Origin of the sequence: Snodgrassella alvi wkB2, assembly GCF_000600005.1 — a bacterium.
GTDB classification, from domain to species: domain Bacteria; phylum Pseudomonadota; class Gammaproteobacteria; order Burkholderiales; family Neisseriaceae; genus Snodgrassella; species Snodgrassella alvi.
This window is the reverse complement of record NZ_CP007446.1, coordinates 1,547,170-1,564,170: the sequence shown is the minus strand read 5'-3', so window position 1 is coordinate 1,564,170 and position 17,001 is coordinate 1,547,170. Positions and strand designations below refer to the sequence as shown.

At 42.1% G+C, this 17,001-nt stretch carries 14 protein-coding genes and 1 tRNA gene; 7 read left to right on the top strand and 8 right to left on the bottom strand.

Features of this window, described 5'->3' with window-relative positions:
* Nucleotides 1–29 precede the first annotated feature (29 nt).
* Together argC and SALWKB2_RS07160 are read right to left on the bottom strand one after the other, a co-directional pair.
* On the bottom strand, nucleotides 30–1,076 hold the full coding sequence (gene argC / locus SALWKB2_RS07165; protein ID WP_025330994.1) for an N-acetyl-gamma-glutamyl-phosphate reductase: 1,047 nt from the start codon (nucleotides 1,074–1,076) through the stop codon (nucleotides 30–32).
* Between the two features lie 31 nt (nucleotides 1,077–1,107).
* Nucleotides 1,108–2,979, bottom strand: coding sequence for a potassium transporter Kup (locus SALWKB2_RS07160; RefSeq protein ID WP_025330993.1), 1,872 nt, complete (start codon nucleotides 2,977–2,979; stop codon nucleotides 1,108–1,110).
* 441 nt (nucleotides 2,980–3,420) lie between these two features.
* Here SALWKB2_RS07160 and rimP point away from each other — a divergent pair, with 441 nt between their 5' ends.
* The 4 genes from rimP (at nucleotide 3,421) to rbfA (ending at nucleotide 8,822) form a co-directional block, all read left to right on the top strand.
* Nucleotides 3,421–3,903, top strand: coding sequence for a ribosome maturation factor RimP (rimP, locus tag SALWKB2_RS07155; RefSeq protein ID WP_025330992.1), 483 nt, complete (start codon nucleotides 3,421–3,423; stop codon nucleotides 3,901–3,903).
* A gap of 47 nt (nucleotides 3,904–3,950) precedes the next feature.
* On the top strand, nucleotides 3,951–5,438 hold the full coding sequence (gene nusA, locus SALWKB2_RS07150) for a transcription termination factor NusA (protein WP_025330991.1): 1,488 nt from the start codon (nucleotides 3,951–3,953) through the stop codon (nucleotides 5,436–5,438).
* A gap of 10 nt (nucleotides 5,439–5,448) precedes the next feature.
* On the top strand, nucleotides 5,449–8,370 hold the full coding sequence (gene infB, locus SALWKB2_RS07145; RefSeq protein ID WP_025330990.1) for a translation initiation factor IF-2: 2,922 nt from the start codon (nucleotides 5,449–5,451) through the stop codon (nucleotides 8,368–8,370).
* 80 nt (nucleotides 8,371–8,450) lie between these two features.
* A complete protein-coding gene (gene rbfA, locus SALWKB2_RS07140) occupies nucleotides 8,451–8,822 on the top strand; it encodes a 30S ribosome-binding factor RbfA (protein WP_025330989.1) in 372 nt (123 codons plus the stop codon).
* A gap of 77 nt (nucleotides 8,823–8,899) precedes the next feature.
* Here rbfA and SALWKB2_RS07135 read toward each other — a convergent pair whose 3' ends face one another.
* The gene (locus SALWKB2_RS07135) at nucleotides 8,900–9,385 is read right to left on the bottom strand and encodes a YbhB/YbcL family Raf kinase inhibitor-like protein (protein WP_038648930.1); all 486 of its coding nucleotides are present in this window, start codon (nucleotides 9,383–9,385) and stop codon (nucleotides 8,900–8,902) included.
* A 216-nt stretch (nucleotides 9,386–9,601) separates the two neighbouring features.
* Between SALWKB2_RS07135 and SALWKB2_RS07130 the strand changes: the two genes are divergently transcribed.
* Entirely contained in the window at nucleotides 9,602–10,294 is a 693-nt protein-coding gene (locus SALWKB2_RS07130; RefSeq protein ID WP_025330987.1) for an alpha/beta fold hydrolase, read from the top strand.
* 78 nt (nucleotides 10,295–10,372) lie between these two features.
* Here the strand turns inward: SALWKB2_RS07130 and SALWKB2_RS07125 are convergent, their stop codons facing one another.
* The 3 genes from SALWKB2_RS07125 to eno all read right to left on the bottom strand — a co-directional run bounded on the left by SALWKB2_RS07125 (nucleotide 10,373) and on the right by eno (nucleotide 12,678).
* Nucleotides 10,373–10,750: a SpoIIAA family protein gene (locus tag SALWKB2_RS07125; RefSeq protein ID WP_025330986.1), complete on the bottom strand. Its 378-nt coding sequence runs from the start codon at nucleotides 10,748–10,750 to the stop codon at nucleotides 10,373–10,375.
* A gap of 293 nt (nucleotides 10,751–11,043) precedes the next feature.
* The gene (gene ftsB, locus SALWKB2_RS07120; protein ID WP_025330985.1) at nucleotides 11,044–11,364 is read right to left on the bottom strand and encodes a cell division protein FtsB; all 321 of its coding nucleotides are present in this window, start codon (nucleotides 11,362–11,364) and stop codon (nucleotides 11,044–11,046) included.
* Between the two features lie 30 nt (nucleotides 11,365–11,394).
* Complete coding sequence (gene eno / locus SALWKB2_RS07115) at nucleotides 11,395–12,678, bottom strand: phosphopyruvate hydratase (protein ID WP_025330984.1); 1,284 nt, start codon at nucleotides 12,676–12,678, stop codon at nucleotides 11,395–11,397.
* 460 nt (nucleotides 12,679–13,138) lie between these two features.
* On the opposite strand from eno, the gene SALWKB2_RS07110 reads away from it, so the two are divergent.
* Both SALWKB2_RS07110 and SALWKB2_RS07105 read left to right on the top strand, forming a co-directional pair.
* A tRNA-Ser gene (locus SALWKB2_RS07110) sits at nucleotides 13,139–13,231 on the top strand.
* A 303-nt stretch (nucleotides 13,232–13,534) separates the two neighbouring features.
* The gene (locus SALWKB2_RS07105; RefSeq protein ID WP_038648926.1) at nucleotides 13,535–15,514 is read left to right on the top strand and encodes a ligand-gated channel protein; all 1,980 of its coding nucleotides are present in this window, start codon (nucleotides 13,535–13,537) and stop codon (nucleotides 15,512–15,514) included.
* A 207-nt stretch (nucleotides 15,515–15,721) separates the two neighbouring features.
* On the opposite strand, the gene SALWKB2_RS07100 is transcribed toward SALWKB2_RS07105, so the two are convergent.
* Both SALWKB2_RS07100 and SALWKB2_RS07095 read right to left on the bottom strand, forming a co-directional pair.
* Nucleotides 15,722–16,489, bottom strand: a complete 768-nt coding sequence (locus tag SALWKB2_RS07100) for a TatD family hydrolase (protein ID WP_025330982.1) — start codon at nucleotides 16,487–16,489, stop codon at nucleotides 15,722–15,724.
* A gap of 44 nt (nucleotides 16,490–16,533) precedes the next feature.
* A complete protein-coding gene (locus SALWKB2_RS07095; RefSeq protein WP_025330981.1) occupies nucleotides 16,534–16,971 on the bottom strand; it encodes a ProQ/FINO family protein in 438 nt (145 codons plus the stop codon).
* Nucleotides 16,972–17,001: the final 30 nt, after the last annotated feature.

Genomic DNA, 17,001 nt, shown 5'->3' with positions numbered 1-17,001 from the left:
CATACTTGATTGTCTATCCTGCTGACCGGTTATGGCAAGAGGGGAATAAGATTTAATCCGCTTTTTTCATCAAGCCCGAACATGATATTCATATTCTGTACAGCTTGTCCGGCTGCACCTTTTACCAGATTATCAATTACAGAAAGAATAATCCAGGTATTATTCTGCGGCGCAGGTTGTATACTGATGCGGCAGAGATTTGCTCCGCGGACTGAGCGGGTTTCAGGTGTGCTGCCAGCAGGCATGACATCAACAAACGGGCTGGATTGATAATAATCGGCAATCAACTGATATGGGTTGCAACCTTCTTTTACTTGAATATATATGGTGGCATGCATGCCGCGAATCAAGGGCGTCAGATGAGGTACAAACACCAGACTGTTACCTGAATTAGGTTGTAAAAGATTCAGTGTTTGCCTGATTTCCGGTAAATGTCTGTGTCCGCTGATACCATAAGCTTTGAAATTATCGCTGCATTCTGCAAACAAGTTACCGGTATTTGCTTTGCGACCAGCACCAGATACTCCTGATTTACAATCGGCAATAAGTGGCATGTTATGAATCAGACATTGTTGCTGCAATAAAGGTAACAAAGGCAGGCTGACGCAAGTCGGATAGCAGCCCGGATTGGCTACCAGCTGCGCCTGAGTAATGGCAGTACGGTTCAGTTCCGCCAAACCATAAACAGCTTTTGTGATCCATTCGGGACTGGCATGAGTAAACGAATACCATTTTTGCCAGACTGCTACATCTTTGATACGGTAATCTGCAGACAGGTCGATTACTTTAACTCCCTGTGTCAGTAATAATGGAGCCTCATGCATGGCTACACCGTTAGGTGTTGCAAAAAATACTAGGTCACATTTACTTAAGTCGGCCTGATCGGGATGTTGGAAAATCAAATGATCATAGATGCCACGCAAACTGGGAAAATAATCGCTTAGCGTTGTTCCGGCAGTGCTGCGGCTGGTAACGGTGATGATTTCAGCTTCCGGATGCTGTGCCAGTAAACGTAATAGTTCTACACCAGTATAACCTGTGGCTCCGACTATGCCGATTTTAATGCTCATATGGATCTCTCATGAATCTTTTGCAATTGCTGTGTAGTTAAATCACGACCTGAGCGCCGAGTTCGACGACGCGGTTAGCCGGTATATGATAGTAATTACCGGCTGAAGCACTGTTTTTATATAACCATTTGAAAAGGCGTGCACGTAACCGCCCCATATTGCCATGTTTGGTTTTGGCGGCAACAACAATGCTGTCGTGCGACAGAAAAAATGAGGTATCCATGGTATCAAGTTTAATCCCTTGTTCAGCCATCAATTTCAGAATATGGGTGATATTGGCTGTTTCCTGAAAACCATAATTGGCGATGACTCTGGTAAACCGGGGACCAATCTGTTTCATGGCAATACGGTCATTATCGGCTACATAGGGTATTTCTTTGGTTTTGACGCTGAGTAATACATTATAACTATGCAGTACTTTATTGTGTTTCAGATTATGCAGGAGTGCTCGCGGAATGCTGAACGGGTCGGAAACCATGAATACTGCATTGCCGGAAACAATCTGAGGCGGGTAGTCGTGCAAGTTTTCAACAAAATTATCCAATGAAAATTCCTGATTTTGCTGTGCCTGAAGCAATTGTGCCTGTCCGCGACGCCATGTTGAGAATAATGTAACCACAATCAGGGCTACCATTACCGGGAACCAGCCGCCATGAATTAGTTTTAGTAGGTTACTGCTGAAGAAAACCAGATCAAAACACAGGAAAACCGAAGTAAGCAGTAAGGCAAGCGGGATTGGCCAGCGCCAGTTTTTAATCATCACTACACAGAACAGACATGAGGTAATAACCATGGTACCCGTAACCGCAATACCGTAAGCTGAAGCCAGATGTTCTGAATCGTGAAAAGCCAGTACTACTAATGTGACTGCTACCAGTAACAGCCAGTTAACCAGCGGCAGATAAATCTGACCAACTTCTTCATTATTGGTATGGATAATATTCATGCGCGGGGCAAAGCCAAGCTGTATTGCCTGACGGGTAAGTGAGTAGGCTCCGGCAATAACGGCCTGACTGGCAATAATAGTTGCAAAAGTAGCCAGTATAATTAATGGTATCAATAGCCAGTGCGGTGCGCTGAGAAAAAACGGGTTATTAATTGCATTAGGATTATGCAGAATCAGGGCACCCTGACCCAGATAATTGATAATCAGGCTAGGTAAAACAATTTTTATCCATGCTGTCTGGATTGGTTTACGGCCAAAATGTCCCATATCGGCATAGAGGGCTTCTGCACCGGTTACAGCCAGTACAACGCAGCCAAGTCCGATAAAACCGTCCCAGCCATGATTAATAGCAAAATTAATTGCATAGAAAGGGCTGAACGCAAGAATAATTTTCGGAGCCTGAACTATCTGATACAGACCTATCAGTGCAATAGCGCTAAACCAAATCAGCATAACCGGACCAAACAGTGTACCGATTTTGTGTGTACCTTTTTTTTGAATTAAAAAAAGTCCAAACAAGATAATTAATGCTATAGGCATAACATAAGGGCGGAAGCCTTCACTGATTACCGTTAACCCCTCTGCAGCGGATAAAACCGATACGGCCGGTGTAATCATGGCATCACCGTAAAAAAGGGCGGTGCCGGTAAGCCCCATCATCATCACAATCCATACAGGTTTACCCTTTAGATGCTGCATTGCCTGCTGCATCAGTACAACAACGCCGCCTTCACCATTATTGTCGGCTCGTAGAATAAATAGAACATATTTCAGAGTAACGATCAGGAGTAATGACCATACAATCAAAGACACAAAGCCCAGTACATTAGTTTCTGTGGGAGCGATTGTAGAAGCGCGGAAGCTTTCTTTTAAGGCATACAGAGGACTGGTACCAATGTCACCGTAAACAATACCCAATGCAGCCAGTGTCATTGCGGTATTGGCAGAAAACTGTTTACGCATTTATTTACCTCTTGTGATTATAGGGGTGTGCAGTTTAGTCTTAACGTCAACTTTAGCCAATCCCTTAAGTGTGAGTTTCTTTAGTTTTTTATCCATTAGTCATAGCGACTTATAACTAATTCATATTAATTTTGTGCTTTTGGATATGATGCAGATACATCATTTATCAGTATATCTGAACGAAACGGTAAATTGTTGACATTATTTCATAATTAGTTATGAAAAATTTACATAATGTTAATTATTATGATTGATTTCAGACAGTGATTATACTGTGCTGATGATGCAATTAATTGATATGTTTGTGCTAATCGGTATTAATTTTAAATTTGAATAATGGCAGGTGGTTTCTTTTTTTTCAACAATGAGTTAAAATAAAGAAATTTTTCGAATTATTGAGAAATGGCCCTAAGGCCATTTTTTTGTTTTTATGGAGCACAGATGGATATTCAGGGCATTTTAGAAAAAACTTTGCCGGGTCTGGGCTATGAGCTGGTTAATTATGAGCTGACTGCTCAGGGGGATTTACGCGTCTTTATTGATAAGGCGGAAAGCGGTATTTCCCTGGATGATTGTGTTGCGGTCAGTAATCATTTAAGCCGGGTATTGGCTGTAGAGGATGTGGATTATCAGCGTCTGGAAATTTCCAGCCCGGGCTTAGACCGTCCTTTAACCAAACCGGCAGATTTTACGCGTTTTGCCGGGCAACTGGCCAAGATTAAGACACGTTTGCCTATAGACGGGCAGAAGAATTTTATTGGTCGGATTAATGGTATTGATGAAAACGATTTAATCAGTATTACGCTGGAAGAAATTAATGAAGCGCGTCGAGCCAAACGTGCTGCTGTGGCAGCCGGTAAGACGGTTTTAATAGAATGGCAGAATATTGATAAAGCACGTTTAAAACCAGAATTTGATTTTTAAATTGAAATTTCATATTTTTGTAAGCAAAGGCTTACAAGGAGAATTAAATGAGTCGTGAAATTTTACTACTGGCCGAAGCTTTGGCGAGTGAAAAAAATGTAGATACAGAAGTAGTATTCAGCGCGCTGGAATTTGCTCTGGCCAGTGCGGCAAAGAAAAAAACTGAGCGTGAAAATATGGATGTGCGGGTGGCGATTAACCGCAATACCGGCGATTACAGCAGTTTTCGCCGCTGGCTGATTGTGGCTGATGAGGATTATACCTATCCCGATATTCAAAAAACCATTGAAGAGATTCAGGAAGAAATTCCGGGAACTACGCTGCAGATTGGTGAGTATTACGAAGAACCAATCGAAAATGTGGAATTTGGCCGGATTGGCGCACAGACAGCCAAACAGGTTATTTTGCAGCGCATTCGCGATGCAGAACGTGAACAGATTTTAAATGAATTTTTACAGCGTAAGGATAGCCTGGTTCTGGGTACGATTAAACGTGTGGAACGACACGGTGCAATCGTGGAAATTGGCCGTCTGGAAGCACTGTTGCCGCGAGATCAGATGATTCCGCGTGAAAACTTCCGTAATGGTGACAGAGTACGGGCTTTGTTTTTACGGGTAGACCAGATTGGTAACCGCAGTCAGGTTATTCTGACACGTACTTCGCGAGAATTCCTGTTAAAACTGTTTGAAATGGAAGTGCCAGAAATTGAAGATGGTCTGCTGGAAATCAAGGAAGTAACTCGTGATCCGGGTTTACGTGCCAAAATTGCGGTGAAATCCAATGATGCACGTATTGATCCGCAGGGTACTTGTATTGGTGTACGCGGTTCGCGTGTCAATGCAGTAACGGAAGAGTTAGCAGGTGAGCGTATTGATGTAGTGCTGTGGTCGCCTGAAACTGCACAGTTTGTGATTAATGCGCTGAGCCCAGCAGAAGTAACTCGTATTCTGATAGATGAAGATCATCATTCTGTTGATGTCATTGTGGCAGAAGATCAGCTGGCCCTGGCAATCGGACGTGGTGGACAGAATGTACGTCTGGCAGCCGAACTAACAGGCTGGCAGCTGAACATTATGACTGTGGATGAGGCTCAGGAACGCCATGAAGCTGAAGATAAAGCCGTACGTGAGCTGTTTATCAACAACCTGGGTGTTGATGAAAACGTAGCTGAGGTACTGGTTCAGGAAGGCTTTACCAGCCTGGAAGAAGTGGCTTATGTTCCTGTTCAGGAAATGCTGGAAATTGAGGGTTTTGATGAAAGTACTGTAGAAGAATTGCGTAATCGTGCCCGTGATGCCATTTTAACCCTGGCCATTGCCTCTGAAGAGCAGTTAGAGCACATGGATGAAGATTTGAAAAATCTGGAAGGTGTTGATCAGGAAATGCTGCATGATCTGGCCAATGAAGGAATTAAGACCCGTGATGATCTGGCTGAATTGTCAGTAGATGAACTGATTGAAATTACAGGCATTGATGAGGAAACCGCCAAGAAAGTGGTGATGGCAGCACGCGCCCACTGGTTTGACGAAGTATGAGGGTACGCGAATGAGTAATCAAATAACTGTAGAACAATTTGCCTCGGAACTGCATTTATCAACCTCAAGGTTGCTGGAACAGTTAGCCGAAGCAGGAGTACACAAACAGGCGGCGTCGGATAAACTGACAGCTGCAGATAAAAAACAGTTGCTGGTTTATTTAAAGCAGTCTAATGGTAGTCAGTCTGCCGGTACCATCACACTGAATCGTAAAAAACCAGCTGAAAAAAGTACTGTTGGCGGTGTTGAAGTTGAAACCCGCCGGCGGCGGCGTATTGCTGTACCGCCGGAAGAACAGGAAGCCAGACAAGCAGAAGAAAAACAGAATCTTCCGCATCCTGAATCCGAACCGGTGAAAACAGTAGATACTGAGGCTGAAGAACTGGCAAGAAAGGCTGCTGAAGAGCAGGCTGAAGCGCGACGCAGAGAAGAATCTGCTGCGGCAGCAGCTGCAGAAGCAGCGCGTCTGAAAGCAGCAGCGGCGGCCAGTAAAACCGAACAGAAACCTAAAGTGGAGTCTGTGCAGACAGAAGTGGTAAAACAGGAAGTGAAACAGCAACAGAACGCAGCAGCTCAACCTGCAGAAGTACCTGCTGATAAAAAGCCAGCAGCAGACAAAACTGAGCAGTCTAAATCCAAGCGCAACAACCGTAACCGGAATGCGAAAAAAATTGATTTGGCTGCACTTAAGGCTGAAGCAGCTAAGCCGATTATCAGTCCTGAAGAGCAGGCTCAGCGTGATGAAGAAGCCAGACGTGCTGAAGCCATGCGCGCTCATCGTGAAATGTTACTGAAACAGAAACAGGAACGTCAGGCACGGCGCGAAGCAGCTAAACAGCAGGCTAAGGAAGAAAGTAAAGCAGTTAGTGAGCAGAAAACTGCTGAAGTGCGTTCGGCTAAGCCAACTGAGAAAAAACCGGTGAGCAGTAATGCACCGAAAGCAGCAGAAAACGTGTCTGAATCAGCAGGCCGGCGTAAAAAAGATGAGCAGCGTCATCAGCGAGAAGACGATATGCCAAAAGGTAAATCAGCGCGCGGTGGTAAAAACCGGCGCTCGGCAGATGCGGCTAACTCAGAAGAGGGGCGCAGCAGCAGACGAGGTGGTAAAAAAGGTGGTAAGAAACAGCTTAAACTGGAACCGAATCAGCATGCCTTCCAGGCACCTACTGAACCTGTAGTTCATGAAGTGCTGGTGCCGGAAACCATCACAGCTGCTGAGCTCGCACACAAAATGGCTGTTAAGGCTGCAGAAGTGATTAAAACCCTGATGAAGATGGGTATGATGGTGACCATCAACCAGTCACTGGATCAGGAAACTGCTCTGATTGTAGTAGAAGAAATGGGGCATATTGGTAAGGCTGCTGCAGCTGATGATCCTGAAGCCTTTCTGGATGAAGATACTACCGTTACTGAGGCTGAAAAATTACCCCGTCCGCCGGTGGTTACTGTGATGGGGCATGTAGACCATGGTAAAACATCCTTACTGGACTATATTCGCCGTGCCCGTGTTGTGCAGGGTGAAGCAGGTGGTATTACACAGCATATTGGTGCCTATCATGTGGAAACACCGCGCGGTGTGATTACATTCCTGGATACACCGGGACATGAAGCATTTACTGCTATGCGTGCCCGCGGTGCGCAGGCTACCGATATTGTGATTCTGGTGGTGGCTGCTGATGATGGAGTAATGCCTCAGACTATTGAAGCCATTGCACATGCTAAAGCTGCTAAAGTACCTTTAGTAGTGGCTGTAAATAAGATTGATAAAGAAGGCGCCAATCCTGAACGTATTCGTCAGGAACTGACAGCACATGAAGTCATCCCTGACTCATGGGGTGGTGATGTACAGTTTATTGATGTTTCTGCCAAACAGGGCACCAATATTGATGCATTGCTGGAAGCAGTATTGCTGGAAGCAGATGTTCTGGAGCTGAAAGCTCCGGTAGATTCTGCTGCTAAAGGTATTGTTGTCGAGTCACGTCTGGATAAAGGGCGTGGTGCGGTAGCAACCTTGCTGGTACAAAGCGGTACATTGCGTAAAGGTGATGTTGTGCTTGCCGGTACGACTTTTGGTCGCGTACGTGCCATGGTAGATGAGAACGGCAAAACCATTACTGATGCCGGCCCGTCTATCCCGGTAGAAATCCTGGGCTTGTCAGATGTACCTAATGCCGGTGAAGATTTTATTGTACTGGCCGATGAGAAAAAAGCACGTGAAATTGCTCTGTTCCGTCAGGGTAAATATCGTGATGTACGACTGGCTAAACAGCAGGCCGCTAAACTGGAAAACATGTTTAACAACATGGGTGAAAATCAGGCGCAAAGCTTGCCGATTATTATTAAAGCAGATGTTCAGGGTTCTTATGAGGCCTTAGCAGGAAGTTTACGTAAACTGTCTACTAATGAAGTACGGGTTGATGTATTGCATAGCGGTGTAGGTGGTGTGACAGAATCTGATGTGAATCTGGCTATCGCCTCGGGCGCAGTAATCATCGGCTTTAATGTACGTGCTGATGCCACTGCACGTAAACTGGCTGAACATGAAGGTATTGAGATCCGGTATTACAATATCATTTATGATGCTATTGATGATGTGAAGGCAGCTTTAAGCGGTATGCTAGCACCAGAACAAAAAGAAAATGTGATTGGTACAGTAGAAATTCGTCAGGTTATTAACGTATCAAAAGTGGGTAATATCGCCGGCTGTATGGTAACCGATGGTTTAATCAAGCGTGATTCTCATGTTCGGTTAATCCGTAATAATGTGGTTGTACATACAGGTGAACTGGCTTCATTAAAACGCTTTAAAGATGATGTTAAGGAAGTACGTCAAGGCTTCGAATGCGGTCTGATGCTGAAAAACTTCAATGAAATTATGGAAGGTGATCAGCTGGAAGTCTTTGAGGTAGTTGAAGTTGCCCGTAAGCTTTAAAATGATTTAGGGTATAACAGGCAGCCAGAGAAGTTTCCGGCTGCCTGAATTTACTGGCCTGATCACAGAAAGGAATGATTATGCGTAAACCTCAGCGTGGTTATGCTCGTCAGGATCGTGTTAAAGAGCAGATTATGCGTGAACTGGCCGAACTTGTACGTGTTGGTCTCAAAGATCCGCGTGCTGGTTTTATTACAATTAATGAAGTAGAAGTAACCCGCGATTATAGTCATGCTACTATTTATTACACTGTGCTGGATGACAGTACCCGTGCTGTAACCGAAGAAGCACTGGAACATGCTAAGGGTTATTTGCGTAGCGAACTGGCTCGTCGAATAACTTTATTCCGTACACCTGAGCTGACGTTCATTTATGATGACTCGCTTGAACGAGGTATGAGTATTTCGCATTTGATTGATAAAGTTTCTAAAGAAAAACCGGTTGAAGATTAAATGAAGCTTAAAAAAAGAGGTTGTCCAAGATTGGACAACCTCTTTTTATATTATTTAACCTGATTTATATTATGAATTTAGCGGCCATAGTGAACCATTACTGAGGCTTTGGCAATGGCATGACTATTCACTACAAAACCCGTATAACTAGTAGTTGCATCCTCGGGTAAATCAATTTTATCAGTATTCAGAGCATAAACAGTAAAAATATAACGATGGGGCGGATGACCTTCTGGCGGATAAAAACCCGAATAACCTAAAGTTCCGCTATCGTTACGTAGCTGACGTGTTCCGGCAGGTAAATTCTGCCCACCTTTTGCACCAGCATTTCTTTTCAGTTCAGTTAAGTCTTTTGGCAGATTAATCGCCATCCAGTGCCACCAGCCTGCACCTCCTGTAGGGGCATCGGGATCATGGCATTGAATTGCAAAACTTTTGGTTTCAGCTGGTGCATTTTCCCAAATTAAAGCAGGAGACTGGTTATCACGATCACTTTGATAAGAGGAATCAACAGTATCGCCGTTTTTGAATTCAGGACTGGTTAAGGTAAATGTATTTGGCATTATATTTCTCAATGTCATTAGAAGATAAGATAGTGGTGATTTAATTTTGCTGGATAAGGTTGATTAAGTCAACGCAATGTAAGAATAATAAATAATAATGAAATTAGTTAAAAGGGTTTTAGATTGGTAGCAAAATAATTGCAAACATTAATTTGGCTGATTGATAAACTGTTATAGAATATCTGTCCAGTGGTTTGCTCTATTGAGACTATCAAGATGAAAGAAATATTACCTTGGGTATGCATTCCTGGTTTTATGCTGGATGAAACATTATGGGATGATATGAAAGCTAATTTGGCTGAATCCCAGCCGTTATTATGTGCATCACTGGCAAGCGGAGACAGTATTGCTACTATGGCAGAAAATATTGCTGTTTCTGCTCCTGAACGTTTTGTGCTCATTGGTTTTTCGCTTGGCGGCTATGTTGCAAGAACACTGGCCGCCCAGTATCCGCAGCGGGTTGCTGCCCTTGTCTTAATTGCTACTTCATTGCGTGAGGATACACCACAGCAATACGCAGCAAAGCAAAATACTTTAAAAATTCAGCAGCATCTAAATTTTCGTGGTTTGGGACATAAAGCTATAATTCAGACGTTGCGACCTGATAATCAAAATAATCAAGAGATGATTAGCAGAATCCGGCAGATGAGTGAACGTTTGGGTTTTGATGTGTTAAGCAGACAATCTTTGCTAAACCGTAAAACTCCGACAGGTCAGAAAATTTCCTGCCCGACTTTGATTATTGCTGCTGCGCAGGATCAGATGCGCTCTATCGATGAAGCTAAGGAGTTGCAGGAATTTATACCACAGGCTAGTTTGAAAATAATCGAAAATAGCGGGCATATGTTGCCACTGGAGCAACCGGAAATATTGGCTGAAACGATATCCGGCTGGCTCAATCAGCTTTGATGTAATTAAATTTAATTAAAAATATTTTTGGTTTTATCAGTTAAATATATTAAGTGTGCTTACTGATGAATAAAGCAGTTAATTATTGCGGATGGCATTTGAATTTTGTGTATTCTGTTCCAGCCATTTTTGCGCTGTAGCTGTATCACTAAAGTATCTGAGTCGTTGCAAAGTTAGTAAATTAGCAAGACGTATACCTATACGAATCCAAATATCGTCAACGACAATAGCAGTGCGACCAAAATCATGGGCATGCTGACGCAGAAATCTGAGATGTTCTAAAGCCATATCTATAGTGAAATCTTTCATCTGGCTCAGATCAAGTAACAGATTAGGTAAATGAATGTGTTCAATGGCTTTTAACAAAGCATTTTCCAGCTGATAAAAGTCTTCTAGTGTAAATTCATTGTATAGTACAACGTCTAAACCGTAACTTTTCTGATGGATAGAAATCATATATTTGCCTTTAATACCCAGAACAATTTATCTTACCTGATTCAGCAGATTTTAAAATATCATACTAATTGATTAATATATTGGCTATGATTCTTTTAAGTCTATTCTGATATTGATTAGAAAATTTTAAAAGCTGTGGTATTGATACAACCAAACTATAGGTTGATGGATTTTATTAGTCAAATTAAATCATCTGTTGGAAACAGAATATATTGCAATTTATTGCTATAAAATAAAACCAGCGGTTTTTGGTACTAAAAACTGCTGGTTTGGTAATGTCAAAGTGTTTTTCTTTATCTTTGAGGAATATTATTTTGATTATTTGTAGTAGTTACAAGTGTGCCTGAAGGTGCAAAACGATAGAAAACTTCGCCATCCTGTATATAACCCAGTTTATCCCGGGCCATTTCGTTTATCGCATCTTTTCCATCGGCGAGATCTTTAATTTCGGCGGTAAGAGCACGATTACGCTGTATCAGGGTTTCATTACTGGCATTCTGATTTATGACGTTGTTCTCCAGATTCCACATATCGTGCCAGCCGCCATGCCCCATCCACAAGTCGTATTGTAAACCGGCCAATGCAAATAACAGTACCCAGGTTACCCACTTCATTTTATTTGCCTATAATATTCCATATCAGAATTAGCTAAGCTGATAAAAAGCTTTTTTACCGGGATAGTAGGCTGCAGAACCAAGTTCTTCTTCAATTCGCAGCAACTGATTATATTTCGCAATACGATCAGAGCGTGAAAGTGAACCAGTTTTAATTTGCATGCAGTTTGTACCTACAGCCAGATCAGCTATGGTGCTGTCTTCGGTTTCGCCGGAGCGATGGCTCATTACACTGGTATAGCCAAAGCGTTTGGCTAAATCTACCGCTTTAAGTGTCTCGGACAATGTACCAATCTGATTGACCTTAACCAGAAGTGAGTTAGCCAGACCCTGGGCTATACCTTCGCTTAAAATAGCCGGATTGGTGACAAACAGATCATCACCAACCAGCTGTACTTTTTTACCCAGACGTTCTGTCAGAAGTTTCCAGCCTTCCCAGTCATGTTCGCTCATGCCGTCTTCAATAGACACAATAGGGTATTTGTTAACAAGGTCAGTCAGATAGTCAGCAAACTCGGCACTGGTCAGGCTCAGATTTTCTGCAGTTAATTCATAATTCCCGTTTTTGTAAAATTCACTGGAAGCGCAATCCAGAGCCAGTACGATATCTTTACCAGGAATATAGCCTGCTGCCTCTACAGCAGACAGAATCAGCTGAATGGCTTCTTCATGGCTGGCTAAATCTGGCGCAAAACCGCCTTCATCACCAACACTGGTAGACATACCTTTATCATTACATAATTTTTTCAGATGGTGAAATACTTCAGCGCCACAGCGCAATGCCTGACGAAATGATTCTGCGCCCACCGGCATAATCATGAATTCCTGAATATCAAGGCTATTATTGGCATGTGCACCGCCATTGATAACATTCATCATGGGAACAGGCATGGACATTGGCCCGGCACCGCCTATATAACGATATAGTGGTAAACCGGCATCTTCTGCTGCAGCACGGGCAACTGCCAATGAAACTGCCAGCGTAGCATTGGCTCCAAGGCGACCTTTATTATCAGTACCGTCCAGATCAATCATAATCTGGTCGATATAGCTTTGTTCACTGGCATCAATGCCAATAAGTGCCTGTGCAATTTCATTATTAACATTCTCTACAGCCTGTAATACACCTTTGCCCAAATACCGCTGTTTATCGCCGTCACGCAGTTCCAGTGCTTCTTTTTCACCGGTAGACGCGCCAGAAGGCACGGCAGCTCTGCCCATTACCCCAGATTCAAGCAGAACATCACATTCAACTGTCGGGTTACCGCGTGAATCCAGTATTTCACGCGCAAAGATGTCAATAATTGCACTCATGCAAGTCTCCAGAATTTTAAATTTTATATTGTTATGCGATAAAGACTACAAACAATAATTTTGCCAGTCATCGGGTTGACCAGATGGTTAAACTTTGTATTATACCGGAGGCTGAGTATGAGAAAAGGGTAATTTACACATGATTTTTTGAGCGGTAAATTAAATAGAACAATCAAGTAGCATATGCTTATTATATAAAAGTAAACAAATTGTTTTCTGTTAAAAGTGCTTTGGAGAATCAGCTAAAACTCTCAGGAAGTGATGGTGGCTATATATCAGCTTTATCTGAGATCGGGATTTTAGTAAAGCTCAGGTTTGTATCCGTCAGTGGTTTATAGGCGTAAAGAAAATATTGTTTACTGCTATGGTGTTAGCAAATAGGCCACCTTTTCGGAGATTTTTTTGTATATTTTTGTTTGACAGTTAAGAGTTGATTAGGTATAGTTCGCAACTTCTCTACGGAGAGTTGGCCGAGTGGTCGAAGGCGCTCCCCTGCTAAGGGAGTATACGGGCAAAACCTGTATCAAGGGTTCGAATCCCTTACTCTCCGCCATATTGCAAAAAATCCCTGAATTAAATTTCAGGGATTTTTTATTTACTGGTTTTAAAATGAGAGTATATATCGCTATTGGTAAATCTTATTTTTAAATCATTGAGTTATGTCATTACTTACCATGACATAATACCTACCCCAACTCAAATGGTATTCTTTTTTATATTTTGTCAATAAATCTGATGCTTTTTAGGTATATTTATGTTAAATTATATAATGATTACTATTATCATTTAAATGAATTTAACTAAATAATTTATTTAAATTTTATTAAAATAAATTCGTCAGAGGTCCGTCTTCATTATGCGTAAACTGGTTCATCATTCGTTTTCACTGGCATTACTCTCAACTTTAATATCTCCGTTATATGCTGCAGAAGCAGAACTGGATGATGTAGTGGTAACAGCTTCAGGATTTAAACAACAGGCAAAAAATGCAGCAGCATCAATAACTGTGATTAATGCCAAAGAACTCGAAACTAAGGAATATCACGATGTCACTGATGCTTTGCTGGATGTGCCAGGAGTGGTAGTAACCGGTGGTGGCAGTACGAAAGATATCAGCATCCGTGGGATGTCGGGTGCTTATACTATGTTGTTGATAGATGGCAAACGGGTAAATTCGCGCGGGGTTCGTCCTAATTCTGATGGTCCGGGAATTGAGCAAGGCTGGATGCCACCAATTTCAGCGATTCAGCGGATTGAAGTGATTCGTGGTCCTGCTTCAGCTTTATATGGATCAGATGCAATGGGTGGGGTGATTAATATCATTACCAAAAAAACAGCTGCTGACTGGACTGGTTCAGTTAAGGCAGATGCTACTATACAACAGCATAGTAATAGCGGTAATACTCTGCAAAGCAGCGTTTATGTTTCCGGTCCGTTAATTCAGGATAAATTAGGTATCCGTGTTAATGCAGGATATTCTCACCGCGATGAAGATAAATTTATCGGCGGCTATAAAGAACAGCGTATGCGCAACGGTGATCTGGTTCTGTCCTGGACACCGGATGATAAAAATACAATTGATTTTGAATTAAACCGAAGTTTACAGAATCGCAATGGTAAAGTAGGTAAAACAATTGATACAGCACCGCGCAGGGGTGTAAAACCTACAGATGATTACACGCTGTATGATCGCAATCAGTATAGTATTACTCATCGTGGCTACTACGATAAAATTGATACTCAGACATATGTTCAGCGTGAGGAAAATGATAATCCATCACGTGATATGCATGAAAAAAATACTATTTTTAATACCCAGACTCAGTTTCGCCTGAATAAGCATACTTTGAGCATCGGCGGCAGATGGCAACGGGAAGAACTGAATGATACGGGTAACCAGCTTGTTATTAACGGGCGGCGGTTAACTCATCTGGAGCGTGATTCCTGGGCAGTTTTCGGACAGGATGAATGGCGTATCGTACCAACATTTGCACTGACTGGTGCAGCACGACTGGATCATGATGAAAATTATGGTTCTGAGATCACTCCAAAGTTTTATGGTGTATGGACGCCTAATAAAGAATGGACAATAAAGGGTGGTTATTCCCGTGGTTATAAAGCACCTGCACTGCGTGCAGCATCAGATGGCTGGGGGCAGGTAACCGGTGGTGGATATTCTAATGGTATTATTATAGGTAACTCAAATCTGAAACCGGAAAAATCAGATAATTTCGAAATCAGTTTCAACTGGGATAATAACCGTAATCTTTCTGCTGGTTTAACTACTTATTATACAAAGTTTAAAAACAAAATAACGGAAGTACGTACCTGTCAGGGTAAGGCCGGTTCAAATGCCTGTTCTTGGCGTAATGAGTATTTTGACTTTATCAGTCAGCGCGAAAATGTGGATAAAGCAGTTTTACGCGGTATAGAAGCAACATTTGGCTGGAAAATTACACCAAAAGTAGACTGGTCTGCGAATTATACCTATACACATAGTGAGCAGAAGAGTGGTCAGTTTAGTGGTAAGCCATTAAATGAAATGCCGAAAAATATGTTTAATACCACGCTTAACTGGAATGCGACGGAAAAATTATCTACATGGGCCAGATGGAATTTCCGCAGCAGAACTTCAGATTATCTGTCACGGACCTCAATGGCAATTGGTAAGCCATCATATGGTTTTGTAGATACAGGATTGGTATTTAAACCGAAAAAAGATCTGATTTTAAGTGGCGGTATTTATAATATATTTGATAAAAGAGTTGATCAGAAAGATTATGGTCGTACTCTGGATGGGCGCCGTTATAGTATCAGTGCACAAGTTAATTTCTAATCCGAAGTTATTGCTGTTTCAAAATAATTTCTTATTATTAATTTTTGAAAAAGTATAAATCTGCCAGCTTTCCATTGTTGAAAGCTGGCAGATTCCTAATGATGAATAGTTATTTAAATTTCTGTATATGAGTACTAAGCAAAAAACATTCTAGTGTTATTCATGCCTTTCACCAATGATTCTTTCAGTTAATAAATAATACTGAGACTAAGTTTTTTGTGAAATAACTTGAAACGTATTTTTGCTAGTAATGGAAGCTATATCCTGCCAGTGACTATTGCGCAAGCCGGCTATGATTTCAGCAATCTGGCGTAAATTATCAGGAGTGTTATTCTGATGCGGCAGAGGAGACATATAAGGTGCATCAGTTTCGATTACTATATGTTGTAAAGGTAGCTTTTCGGCAATGTGCCGAATTTTTTTTGCCTGTGTTCGTAATAATAAAGAACCAACACCAATAAAAAAACCATGCTTAATCCAAGCCTGTGCTTCTTCCATACTGCCGGAAAAGGCATGAGCAATCCCGCCAAAAGTAAATTGGCAACGTTTAATACTGTGTATGCAAGCATCGGTAGCATGGACGTTATGAATAATGACAGGACGCTGCAGAGATTTGGCCATTCTTAGTTGGGCTTCAAAACAGTTAATCTGCAAATTTTTGTCTGCTGTGTTATTTATTCGTGCAAAATCCAGACCAATTTCTCCCATCATAATATCTGGATGTGTATGTAGTAATGATTCGAGTTGATTGAGTGCAGAATCATTGTGACTGTTGATATACCAGGGATGAATGCCTATTGCCGCATATATGCAAGAATAAGCTTCTTGAAGTTCGATGGTTGTCAGCCAGTCAGCAGGACTGGTAGCGGGTACGAGAAAATGACCAATATGTTTATCAGCAGCCTGTTGCAGTACTTGGGTTAAATTTTCTGTCAGGGGGCTGTGATTGAGATGGCAGTGGCTGTCAAATAGCATGAGAATAAAAAACACGAGCTTGAGGGCTCGTGTATCTGCTGGTATCAGTTCTGTGATGATTCTTCGCTGCTACTGCTATGATCAGTTTCAGCTTTTGCAGAGGGGGTTTCTGCGACTTCAGTTGCTGATGCCGGTTTTGCTGTCTGCATAGAGGGATGCTGTTTAGCAATAGCCTGCTCTTCTGGTGAAACTTCACCTTTAAAGCGGTTATTCAAATCAAAACGCTTTCCTCCGCGTGCCAGAGATTTGATATATCGCGGCCGGCGGCAGTGATTGGCCAGAACGCGTGCTATAAGAGCAGGATCATATTGTGGTAATGCAGTAATTAAATCCTGATCAATGCCGATTGCCAATGGTTTAAAATGCTTAAATACATCATATTTGCGATAGATATGTTCGGCAATCATATCAGTTTGCTTTTTTTTGCTCATGGTCTGTACAGCTGATTTCAGGGCTGCACCCAAAGCGGTTTCTTGACTCATAAAGTTACTTCCTTGTGGGTTTATGGCCAT